Source organism: Blastocatellia bacterium (genome assembly GCA_035275065.1).
Taxonomy (GTDB): Bacteria; Acidobacteriota; Blastocatellia; order UBA7656; family UBA7656; genus DATENM01.
In genome coordinates, this window is sequence record DATENM010000023.1 from 153,458 (window position 1) to 164,690 (window position 11,233).

At 57.9% G+C, this 11,233-nt stretch carries 8 protein-coding genes and 1 tRNA gene; 5 read left to right on the forward strand and 4 right to left on the reverse strand.

Translation table 11 applies throughout. The features are described from left to right. Positions 1–14: 14 nt before the first annotated feature. The gene (locus VJ464_04640; GenBank protein ID HKQ04394.1) at positions 15–1,781 is read right to left on the reverse strand and encodes an ATP-binding protein; all 1,767 of its coding nucleotides are present in this window, start codon (positions 1,779–1,781) and stop codon (positions 15–17) included. Between the two features lie 353 nt (positions 1,782–2,134). Here VJ464_04640 and VJ464_04645 point away from each other — a divergent pair, with 353 nt between their 5' ends. From VJ464_04645 to VJ464_04665, 5 genes are all read left to right on the forward strand, one after another. Beyond that, entirely contained in the window at positions 2,135–3,775 is a 1,641-nt protein-coding gene (locus VJ464_04645; GenBank protein HKQ04395.1) for a 5'-nucleotidase C-terminal domain-containing protein, read from the forward strand. 74 nt (positions 3,776–3,849) lie between these two features. Further along, complete coding sequence (locus tag VJ464_04650) at positions 3,850–4,230, forward strand: hypothetical protein (protein ID HKQ04396.1); 381 nt, start codon at positions 3,850–3,852, stop codon at positions 4,228–4,230. A 16-nt stretch (positions 4,231–4,246) separates the two neighbouring features. Next, positions 4,247–4,714, forward strand: coding sequence for a hypothetical protein (locus VJ464_04655; protein HKQ04397.1), 468 nt, complete (start codon positions 4,247–4,249; stop codon positions 4,712–4,714). Positions 4,715–4,755: 41 nt separating this feature from the next. Further along, positions 4,756–5,370 carry a TIGR04282 family arsenosugar biosynthesis glycosyltransferase gene (locus VJ464_04660; GenBank protein ID HKQ04398.1) on the forward strand — a complete coding sequence of 205 codons (615 nt, stop codon included), beginning with the start codon at positions 4,756–4,758 and terminating at the stop codon, positions 5,368–5,370. An 89-nt stretch (positions 5,371–5,459) separates the two neighbouring features. Beyond that, positions 5,460–5,532 (forward strand) — tRNA-Glu (locus VJ464_04665). 132 nt (positions 5,533–5,664) lie between these two features. Here VJ464_04665 and VJ464_04670 read toward each other — a convergent pair. From VJ464_04670 to VJ464_04680, 3 genes are all read right to left on the reverse strand, one after another. Then, on the reverse strand, positions 5,665–7,695 hold the full coding sequence (locus VJ464_04670) for an HD domain-containing phosphohydrolase (protein ID HKQ04399.1): 2,031 nt from the start codon (positions 7,693–7,695) through the stop codon (positions 5,665–5,667). Positions 7,696–7,715: 20 nt separating this feature from the next. Further along, the gene (locus VJ464_04675; GenBank protein ID HKQ04400.1) at positions 7,716–8,621 is read right to left on the reverse strand and encodes a GNAT family N-acetyltransferase; all 906 of its coding nucleotides are present in this window, start codon (positions 8,619–8,621) and stop codon (positions 7,716–7,718) included. Between the two features lie 128 nt (positions 8,622–8,749). Further along, the gene (locus VJ464_04680; protein HKQ04401.1) at positions 8,750–10,771 is read right to left on the reverse strand and encodes a S8 family peptidase; all 2,022 of its coding nucleotides are present in this window, start codon (positions 10,769–10,771) and stop codon (positions 8,750–8,752) included. Between the last annotated feature and the right edge of the window lie 462 nt (positions 10,772–11,233).

Consider the following 11,233-nt stretch of genomic DNA (forward strand, 5'->3'; position numbering starts at 1 on the left):
ACCCGCCTATTTTTTTATGGCCGGTCGCGCCACTCCGAATCGTCAGAGGACACACCGCCGGCCGGGGCGTCGCCGGGCGGGCGCAACAGCGGCAAAGCGACCGTGAAGGTTGCGCCGCTGCCTTCGCCCTGGCTCTCGGCGCTCACCGTGCCGCCATGCATTTCGACGATGTGACGGACGATGGCCAGCCCCAGGCCGAGCCCGCCATGCACGCGCGTGCTGGTCGAGTCAGCCTGCCGAAAGCGATCAAAGGCAAACGGCAAGAAGTCGCGGCTTAGGCCTTCCCCCGTGTCGCTAACGATGATGCGCGCAGACTGGCCGGCGCGCTCAAGTCGGATATGAACGCGCCCGCCCGCGGGTGTGAACTTGACGGCGTTCGACAGTAGATTCCAGACCACCTGTTGTAAACGGTCGGCGTCGCCGCTGATGATGCCGGCGTCCTCGTCCAGGGCTAATGTAATCTCAATCCCTTTGGCATTCGCCGCCGGGCGCAGCGCCACGACCGCCGCTGCGATGACCGGCGACAGCTCAAGGGGATGTGGCTTCAGTTGTAGCTTGCCGGTAATGATGTGCGAGACGTCAAGAATGTCTTCGACGACCTGCGTCTGCAAACGGACGTTACGCTCGATGGTCTCAAGCGCCAGGTCGCGGGTTTCGTCATCGAGCCGGCCCGTGCGCAGCATACGCGACCAGCCGATCATGGCGTTGAGCGGCGTGCGCAGCTCGTGCGACACGGTCGCCAGGAATTCGTCCTTTATGCGATTGGCCGCTTCGGAGTCGGCGCGCGCCGCCTGCTCTCTGGCTAGCAGCTCGTCGCGCTCGACGATGGCGCGTTGCGCCTGCTGATAGAGCCGTGCGTTTTCAATGGCGATGGCGGCATGTGGCGCCAGTCCGACGACGATGCGCTCGGCGCGCTCGGTGAAAACGTTCGGGTCCGGGTGGCCGAAGAACAGGCCGCCGACGACTTCGCCTGAGCGCAGCACGACCGGCACGGCCAGGTAGCTGACGACCGGCAGATGGCCCGGCGGGATGCCATGATAAGGCGAGTTCTTGCCATAGCGCGGGTCGCGGCGCACGTCGGCCAGCCGGATGACGCTTTCGCCGCGAAAGGTCGGCCCGAAAATCTCGGTGGCGCGCGGCATCGGGAAATTCTTGAAGTGCTCGATTGGCATGCCCGACAGCGTGTAGAGCATGTACGACGCGCCGCTTTCATCAACCACGTTGTAGAAGAACGAGCCGAAGCGCGCGCCGGTCAGCTCAGTGGCCGCGTCGGTAAGCGCCTGGACGATTTTTCTGACATCCAGCTCGGCGGCGAGGATTTTCCCGATGCGATTGACGGCGGCAAGCTCTTCGGCTTGCTCGCTGAGCGCCAGTGCGGTGCGCTGGCGCTGAGTGACATCGCGGAGGATCGACAGGTGGCGGCCCGGCAGGATGTTGGCGCGCGCATTGTATTCGAGATCGCGCACCTCGCCGTCGGGACGGATGAGCCGGAAAAGCCCTTGCTGCTCGCCTGCATCGAGGAAGGCGCGCCACGCTTGCGCGGTCTCCTGGTCGTGGCCCGGCTCGGCGAAGCGCGCCAGATTGCTGCCAAGCAATTCCGCTTTGCTCACCCCGAACAACTCGCAGGCCGCCGGGTTGGCGTCTATGTAGTTGCCCTGATCATCGGCAATCACCATCGCTTCGAGGGCGTTGTCGAAGACGGCGCGAAAGAGTTGCTCGCCAGCCGGCGGCACGTCACCTGTCGGCTTACGCGGCGCCGCTGAGCCTGTCCGTTTTTGCATAGGCAAGAGATTGCGAGGATGGCCGGACGGCTCGCCTCACCCCTGTTGGTTACGATACAAGCGTCTGCAAGAACCCCTAAGAATAGAGTTTATACAAGTTGCGGGCCAAACTGAAGCGCCGGCACAGGGCAAGAGAGAAAGGCATAGACCGCCCTTTGCCGCGTGTCGCCGGCCCCTGGTTATTCGCTACCGGTCAGAAAAGTTGAGCGCATGACCAAGGATTGAAGTCGGCGGACAATGCTTAATAATTTTTCTTCCTTTACGATTTTCCATGATAGAATCGCTGCCCATCATCGGCCCATTAGTTTTCGCAGCTCAAATCCTGTAGCGCCCGGCAGCACACGAAGCAGGCTATGGCAAACAAAGGAACCGCAGCGCTTTCCGATAGCAAGACCTCTCCGGTAACGAATCGCGCCATCGCTCGCCGCCACGAGCGGCGCTGGCGACCCACGCTGCCGCAGTACGCCATGCTTCTAGTGGTGTTTCTGGTTATGGCCGCCGGCCCGCTGGTAATCAAGCCGACTCCCCAGACTGGCCGCGTGGTCAATCTCACGCTGATGCAGTTGAACGATGTCTATCAACTGTTGCCAAACGGCCCGAATGCCGAGGGCGGGCTGGCGCGCATCGCCACCTTGCAAAAGACAATCGTCAGCCAATCCGACCACGTCATTTTTGTGCTTTCCGGAGACACGCTGTCGCCGTCGCTGGAATCGATTGCCTTCAAGGGCGGGCAGATGATTGACATCTGGAACAACCTCGGGCTGAACCTCGCGGTGCTTGGCAATCACGAGTTCGATCTTGGGCCCGATGTCTTACGCCAGCGGTTGCGGGAATCGCATTTCACATGGCTGGCGGCAAACGTGATTGACAAAACGACGGGCGCGCCTTTCGGCGGCGCGCAACGTTTCGTCATCCAGGAGGTAGATGGGGTGCGCGTCGGCATCTTCGGCCTGCTGACGGCAGACACCGCGCAAACGTCGCAGCCCGGCCCCGACATCGAGATTCTCGATCCCATTGCCACGGCGCGCGACCTGGTGCCGCAGATGCGCGCGCAGGGCGCGCAGGTCGTCATCGGCCTGACTCACCTCTTGCTTGCCGACGATAAGCGATTGGCCGAAGCCGTGCCGCTCGATTTGATTCTCGGCGGCCATGACCATCAGCTGATTGCGCCCGAAGCCGGCATGACGCCGATCTACAAAATGGGCTCGGACGCCCGCAACCTGGGCCGCCTCGACCTCAAGATTGATGCGCGCAGCGGCAAGCTACAGGGCAGCGAATGGACAGTCATCCCGGTCACACAGGGAGTGCAGGAGGACGCCCGCGTCCGCGCCATCATCGATGATTATGAGAGCAAGCTCGGCGGCGTGCTGGGCGGCATCAACCTCGAAGAGAAGATCGGTGAATCGACGGTCGACCTGGACGCGGAGCAGGAGTCGGTGCGCGCCCGCGAAGCCAACGTCGGGGACTTTATCGCCGACACCTTCCGCGAAGCGACCGGCGCCGATGTCGGGCTGGTAAACGGCGGCGGGCTGCGCTCGGACCTGCTTTACAAAGCCGGGCCGATCACCAACCGCGTCGTCTATTCGATCCTCCCTTTCAAGAACAAAGTCGTGATGATTGCGGTGACCGGGGCCGAGCTGCGCGGCGCCCTTGAGCGCGGCGTCAGCCGCATCATCGAGCAGACAGAAGACGGCGGCTTCCCGCAGGTCGCGGGCCTGCGGTTCGTCTATAACGGCTTGCGCCCGCCGGGCTCGCGCGTCACCAGCGTCACGGTCGGCGGCCAGCCGCTGGACGACAGTAAGAGCTACCGGCTGGCGACGATCAGTTACATCGCGGGCGGCAACGAAGGTTATGACATGTTTCGCGGCAAAGCCGATTTGCTGCCGCCGGGAAGCAACCAGACCGACGCCGACCTGGTGCGCGAAAAGATTAAGAAGGCGCTGAAGATTTCGCCGGCCCTTGACGGACGGATCAGCCGCCAGGACGCGCCCTGATTGGCGGCGGGCGGTCCGCGAGCATCTGGCTGCCGACGCTCGACATACAATTTAACGTTAAAGCGAGACTTGCGATGAAGACTTTGTCACTGGTTCTCCGCGTTGAAATCTGGTTATTGCTCGGCGGTCTGATGGCGGTCATCACCTACCAGCTACTGACCGGCAAGATCAACACCAGCGGCATGCTGACGACCAAAGCCGGCACCCGCAACTTCTCTCCGGCGCGCCTGCAATTAATGGTCATCACGCTGGCCATCGCCGCTTATTACCTGTTTCTTGGGCTCAGTGATTCACACTCAAAGACGCTTCCGGAATTGCCCGACGAGATGATGCTGCTGCTAGGCGGCAGTCATGGAGCTTACCTTGGCGGCAAGCTCTACGCGATGTTGGCAGAAAAACTACGGCTCTTCTTGCCCACTTCACTGCTCAGCAAGAGCCGGCGGAATAACCAATAAAAAGGAGAACCGACCAATGGCACAACTCGGCATAGTGATCGGCTGGATATTGACCATCTTCCTCGGCGTGCTCGGAGGAATCATCCTGTGGCTGATCCTCATCGGCAAGATCGACCTCACGGGGTTGATTAGCGAGCCGGACGGTGAAGCCAGCCTCTCGCGTTTCCAGTTTCTGGTTTTCACCTTCGTCATTGCCTTGACGCTGTTTTACCTGATCGTCAATCAGGTGCCGCCGGGCTATCCGACCATCCCCAGCCAGATTCTGGCGCTGCTGGGCATCAGTGGCGGCTCGTACGTCGTCTCCAAAGGCATTCAATCGAGTCGCGACATCGGCATGACACAGGCGATTCAAGGCACCGGCGATGGCACTGCGCCGCCGCCGACGACAACCACGACAACCACGACAACGACACCAGCGACACCGCCAACAACCACAACAACGCCGCCGCCGACAACAAAGACGACGCCCACCGAGGGGGTCTAAGCGGGCGGGACACGCGCTTTTTCGCCGCCGCCGGATCAGGCATGCTTAAGCTGATGCAGAGACCAGGCGAGCGGCTGATCATCTTCACGCGCTACCCCGAGCCGGGGCGCGCGAAGACGCGCCTGATCCCGGCGCTCGGCGCAGAGGGCGCGGCTGATCTCCACCGCCGCTTAACGGAACGAACCCTCGCCACCGCGCGCCGGCTTGCGACGCTGAGAAGACTCACGCTCGAAGTCCGCTACGCCGGTGGCGATGCCGCACTGATGCGGCAATGGCTCGGCGGCGGCCCGCACCTGCGCGCTCAGGGCGATGGCGACCTCGGCGCACGCATGCGCGAAGCCTTTCGCGAGGCATTTGAAGAAGGCTGTTATGGAGTGGTGCTGATCGGCACGGATTGTCCGGATATCGCGCCGGCAACCCTCTTGTCGGCGTTCACAGCGCTCGGCGACAACGAGTTAGTGATGGGCCCGGCGCGCGACGGCGGCTATTACCTGATCGGCCTGCGTCGCGCCATTCCGCAACTGTTTGAAGGCATCAATTGGGGAACCGACACTGTTTTGCGTCATACCTTACAGATCGCCGCGCGCCTCGATCTGCGCTACCGCTTGCTTGAGCAATTAGATGACATAGACCGACCGGAAGACCTGCGTGGATAGCGAGCCTTCGCTTGCGCGAGCGCGCCATCTCCGCTACTATTTTTCATTCAGCGCCAGAGGCCATTCGCCTCCATGCGGCTTTGATTTTTGACTCGTTCGTCTAGGGGCCTAGGACACCGCCCTTTCACGGCGGCAACACGGGTTCAAATCCCGTACGAGTCATCCTTTAATTACTAGCACTTACAGCCGCGCCAGAGGCTAATGCTTTTGGCGCGGCAACGTTTTCATCAAAGCCGCGCTTGTCGGCGGAGGAGTCACTCATTATTCGGCTGATACGAGCCCATCCATAAGGGGTCAATTAAGAACCTGTCTCGCGATTGCTGTATTGGAAATAAAGTCATCCTCGCCCGATTGAAACCTGACATCGGGAGAGGTTGTTTGCGACGCACTTGATAAAGCCGTGGCCGCCAAGTCTGCGGCTCTTTCTATGAGCTTCAAGTGATCCGCAGAATACTGATCGAGCGTGGATGAGTAAAGCGAGACAGCGCCATAGATTTGATTCTTCTTTATCATCGGGTAAGCAGCCAGAGTGCGGTAGCTGCAAACCTCGACCGGCAGCGTGCCTCGAAAATCGAGCTTCGGGTCTACGTTGCAGAATGGCTTGCCGTTGGCCGTCACCCAGCCCGTTACCCCTTCGCCCAGCGCTCTAGTATGTCCTTCGAGCAGATGAGCCTGGTGTCCTCTTGCATGTACGACCGTGTTGTCGCCTGTCCCAGGGATTACGAGCGTCACCGCACATAGGTCGTACGGAGCCAGAGCCAGAAGTTTTTCCGTCAACGCGGAGAATATCTCCTTTTGGCCGCGGGCCGCGAACAGCGATTCTGCAAGTTCGCAGAGGACGTCCGTGACATCTTGAACGCGCGCTGTTGGGTCTGGTTGGTTATTCTCTTCGGCAAGCCCGGCACCCGGAGCAACCTTCAATGCGGCTTCCGACAGCCGTTCTGAAGGCTCTATTCCAAAAGTAGGGACGGGCGCGTTACGGAGCGCTGATATTTCCGCCTCGAATTCCCGCAAATTGGATATGAACTTGCCGACGACGTTCGGGTCATATTGCGTGCCGCTCCCCTGTATGAGTAGGTCTATGGCTTGATCGCGCGTCATCCCCTTGCGGTATTGCCGATCTTCGCGGACAGCGTCAAAACAATCCACGACAGAAAGTATTCGCGCCGTGAGCGGTATCTCTTCGCCTCTCAGTCCGTCCGGGTAACCCGTGCCATCCCACCGCTCGTGGTGGTGACGGACGACAGGGACCACAGGGTAAGGGAACTCAACGCGGCCCAAAATCTGCGCTCCCGCTATGGTGTGATACTTCATCTTCTCGAATTCTGCCGCTGTCAGCTTCCCCGGCTTGTTTAAGATGTAGTCCGGCACAGCTATTTTGCCGATGTCATGAAGCAGCGCGCCCGCTTTGAGCGCTTCTATCTCGGCCTCAGAGCATCCGAGAATTCGCGCCACTCCCGCAGCATAGATTTGCACCCGCTGGACATGCTCATGCGTGACCTCGTCTTTAGCGTTGATGGCGACGGCCAGCGCTTCAATCGTTTCGCGGTGCGCCTTATCCATCACTGCTATGCGCCTGTTTATGCTATCGCGGTATTGGCGATGGGCAAGGAAAGTCGTCAGCAGCGTCGGCCCGCCGATGGCCACCATCACAAGCAGGTTGATCTGAAGCGCGCCGTATATCAAGCTGGCCGCAGTTCCGGTCGGCAGATACATGGGGGCGGCCCAAAGAAAATCTTTCCAGCTATGCAGGATTGACTTCCCATGACGCAGCGCTATGAGCGTCGAAAGCAAAACTGCGTTTACGGTAAAATGCGCGATGCTGGCCAGAAACATTGAGATGGCGACGGCAGCAAGGCTCTGATTTGCGCCCGCGCTAGCCTGGCCGAAAATAAAGTAAAGCCCGCTGCTCAAAACGGCGGAAGCGGCTGCCGCGCTGAGCGACATCATCCCGGACGAAAACAGGTGGCTCGAAAGCAAACGGCCTCCGCGCCGCGCCAATACAAAGCTCTCAATACCAGCTATTAATATCGCAGGGTAAGGCCCATAGCAACACGCGACAAGGATCACTATCGCGTCCGTAAGAGTGAAGGTGATTACTTCTTGAGTGAATGCCAGACCTACGGGCAGCTTGAAATTCTGCGGGAACGCGCCGACGATGACGGCCAGCGGTATCAGCGCAAGCACAATCAACTGGTCCCTTGTTTCATATAGCAAGGCAAGGTTTGCACCCGAAAGCGCGCACAATGATAGACCGGCGACCGTCACAATTAACTGATAACATCGTCGGATATTTTCTCTAGTCGCTTTTTCGCGGGTCCCCATTTTCTTCCTTGATCCTCAGGCTAGCTCTTCCAGGACAGGAATATAGTCTTGTAGTAGCCTGCCGTATCATATCCTGCCTTTTGGAAGAAATTAGTAGCTGCCGAGTTTTGATCGTCGCAGAGAAGGCAAAGCGACCTGGCGCGAGCCAGCAGCATATGACTTAGATGCGACATACATCTGAGACCATACCCTTTGCCGCGCATATTGGGGGCGACGTAGATGCCTTCCAGGTAGGTGCAATCCGGTGTATCGCACATAATATCGGCATTGAATATTAATTTCTCACCTTTAATCCAAACCCATGCCTGTTTTTGCTCGATTCGACGCAGCCACCGCTCGCTGAACCCTTGAGGGTCAACTTCCAGAGGGTTTACTCCGCTTTCCTGGCTATGCATCTGCCCGTAGATGGGTAAAAGAATGCGGAGGTCATCAGGCGTGGCAACCCTTAACTCAGGGAGCGGTTCGAATATAGGCGGCGGGTACTCTTGCACGAACAGCAATTCCCGACGCTGCTGGCGCGGCTCAACTGCGCCCGCTGAATAAGAGTCCCAGAAACACTCGACCTTCTCTTGCTCACCAAGAATCATGTATATGGATGGGCCGCCGCGCGCGTAGTTTGCAAAGGCTCTTAAAGCGGCGTCAATTCGAGTTTCAATCAAGGTGATGTGACCTAAAAGAGCGACCCCCAGCAATCGCCCTTCCATATCGCGACAGCCGTAGAACTTCCCTCTATTAAAATCGCTAACCAGGCCGTTCTGTTTGATGAAGCCTTTCATGAAGACTGTGTGGATGGGGCGAGCGGATAAGAAATCCCAGACTTCAGCCTCATCGCTGGCGGAAAGCGCGCGCACGCTTAATGCGTTTGCAGTCGCCAAGCCCGGCTGAAGGCCAGCAACCATATTTGGTTTTGCAAAAAGAGACTGCATCTAGTTTTCCTCAATGGTGTTTTTTGCCATCAAAAGGTGCAATCAGGCAGCAGCCGGAATCGTTGGCTATCTGACTAGTTCCGCGCTCTTGTTTCTGTCGCAGGTATCTGTAAGCGAGGGGGCGCTGATTATTGCTCAGGGCCGCCCTCTACTATCACAGGCATTGAGGGCGTATCGTCTCCGGCTACCATAGCGGTCATTGATTGCAACTCTGCGTCGCCCCACAATTCACCATTGCCTAAGAGCATGCCATCGCTCCTGACAACGCCGTTCCCTATGAGCATGCCGTTTCCTAAGAGCATGCCGTTGCCGAGCAGCATTCCGCAGCTCAAAAGCGGAGTGCCGTTTCCTAAGAGCATGCCGTTGCTGAGCATGATGTTATTGCCCAGCAGCATTCCGTTCGATATCAACTGCCAGTTGCCTAACAACATGCCGTTGTTTATGACTACGCCGTTGCCCAGCAGCATTCCCGTGCCATAGACTTTCTGATACTTGGTGATCAGTTCAACGCCCGTTAAGTATGTGTAGTCTGCAAGTATCCCCTGCGCCCAGGTGAAAGTCTGCCCGGCTATGGTCGTGCGCGGCGTGGGCGGGTTGCTGCTTACGAGCAGGGGTGCGCCCAGCGGCGTGTTGTTCGTCAGGTCAGTGCGCACAAGCTTGGCCAGCCGCACAGCCCCTTCGACGTTCAACTCCCCCGTGCCTTGCTCCAAGGTGTCATACCCGGCAAGCGGCTGCGCCGTGTACATCAATATCGCCTTAACCAGATTGGGCGTGAGCTTCGGGTTAGCCTGTAGCATCAGCGCCACCGCGCCGGATACAATGGGGGACGCGACTGAAGTGCCGCTCAGCGTCATCTGCTCATGGGCGGGGTTGGTGCTCACGTTCGCCCTCAGGTTAGGGAAATCTCTCACGAGCGCGTTGCCGCTAGACATCGCGCCTATGATCTTGTTGCCCGGTGCGACCAGGTCCGGTTTGATGAGGTTATCGTAGTGATTTATCCCTAACGCATCCGTCCAATAACTGCGCGTGGGACCGCGCGAGCTGTAAGTGGCAACTCCGTCATCGCTGCGGACATCCGTGCCGAATGTATTAACCGCACCCACGGTGATCGCGGACGGCTCGTTGCCCGGCGAGTGTATATGCCCATAGAGCTTATTGCCTTCGCTGTCTTTCCCATTATTCCCTGCCGCCACGACGACGACAATTCCAGCGTTTACGAGCCTGCGTACGGCGCGGCACAGCGGGTCGTTCGCATAAGAATCAACCGCCAATGTGCCCAGGCTCAAGTTTACAACCCGAATCTTGTATTTCTGGTAGTTCCTCTCTCCGGACGGCTTGTTAGGGTCAGCCGGAGCCAGAACCCAGTCAAGCGCTCTCAGCAAAGTTGACGACAGGCCGATGCCTTGCGAGTCAAGGACACGAAGGTTAATTATCTTTGAAGAGACTGCAGGCCCCTCGTAGGCCCCATGCGCAACGTGTTCATTGGCGGCAGCCATCGCGGCCACGTGAGTGCCATGCCCGTAAGGGTCCTCTTCGATAATCCCTTCGCCCGTGAAATCCAGCTTCACGTCTATGCGCCCGCCCAGGGAATGGTGGTCCTTGTAGATGCCGGAGTCTACTATGGCAATACCTACATCCTTACCCTCTATGCCGCTGTTGCCGTTGGCTTGTCGCATTTCCTTTACGCCGGTCTCGGCATCAATATGGCCGAGAGACTGTAGCGACCTGTCCAATGAAATGTGAGCCACGTCATCGGAAGCGGCGATACGGCGCAACTTGCTAACGGGCAACTCTACGACTCTTGAGTTGAAGCTTTGAAGTTCATCCACTGTCGAGACGCTTTCGTCATTCAGCAGCCCATCAATATGGCTGTGGTCTCGAACTTTCAACTGAAGAATGACCCTGACGCGATCTTCTCCCGGCTGGCTTGCATTGCCGGACTCAACCTTCGATGCCCCCAATAATCGCACCCGGTCGCGCAGGTCCGGAGAAAGCTTGTAGTCGGCGGATATTTTTTCTCCTTCCGGTACTCTGGTACTACCGCGAGCCGAAGTTCTGCCGAATTGCGTAAAGCCGACAAATAAGCAGAGAAGTAAAATGAGAGAAGTTGTCCGCTTAGATTTTGCCCTTAGCCTGCCGCTGCCTATCATGGATTTATCTCCAAGTTTGCATAAGTATTCGTTGCGGGCATCGGATGAGCAATTCCCATTCCAAGAAGATTTGTATTCTAAACCTTGCATTTATTGATAAGGCGGGTTGGCTTATTAAATCAAATTGACAGACCGCATTCAAAATGATTGGTAGAAGAATTACTTTCGGGCATTGATTGTCTGTATGGTTTAAAGACCTCTAGAAAGGAATGACATAATAACCAGCAGCGCAGGCGATTATACAAGGCTCTAAGATCACCGGGCGCGCAATCCATATCACAACCCTGTGACTATTAGAAGCAAAGGGCCGCGCTTCTTTGCGCAACCCCAATCTCAACTCATATTTCTATTACACTCTGAGATAAGCTTATCAGCTTGTTCCTGAGTTAGAAACTCCACCGCCTGAAGCGCGCCACTCACTCTGCGCGGCAGAGAGATGCAGCGCCAACTATCTCGATCTAA

Bases quoted from the DNA above. Each gene is read 5' to 3' on its own strand.
- VJ464_04640 (HKQ04394.1), bottom strand. From the start codon at position 1,781: ATGCAAAAACGGACAGGCTCAGCGGCGCCGCGTAAGCCGACAGGTGAC.
- VJ464_04645 (HKQ04395.1), top strand. From the start codon at position 2,135: ATGGCAAACAAAGGAACCGCAGCGCTTTCCGATAGCAAGACCTCTCCG.
- VJ464_04650 (HKQ04396.1), top strand. From the start codon at position 3,850: ATGAAGACTTTGTCACTGGTTCTCCGCGTTGAAATCTGGTTATTGCTC.
- VJ464_04655 (HKQ04397.1), top strand. From the start codon at position 4,247: ATGGCACAACTCGGCATAGTGATCGGCTGGATATTGACCATCTTCCTC.
- VJ464_04660 (HKQ04398.1), top strand. From the start codon at position 4,756: ATGCTTAAGCTGATGCAGAGACCAGGCGAGCGGCTGATCATCTTCACG.
- VJ464_04670 (HKQ04399.1), bottom strand. From the start codon at position 7,695: ATGGGGACCCGCGAAAAAGCGACTAGAGAAAATATCCGACGATGTTAT.
- VJ464_04675 (HKQ04400.1), bottom strand. From the start codon at position 8,621: ATGCAGTCTCTTTTTGCAAAACCAAATATGGTTGCTGGCCTTCAGCCG.
- VJ464_04680 (HKQ04401.1), bottom strand. From the start codon at position 10,771: ATGATAGGCAGCGGCAGGCTAAGGGCAAAATCTAAGCGGACAACTTCT.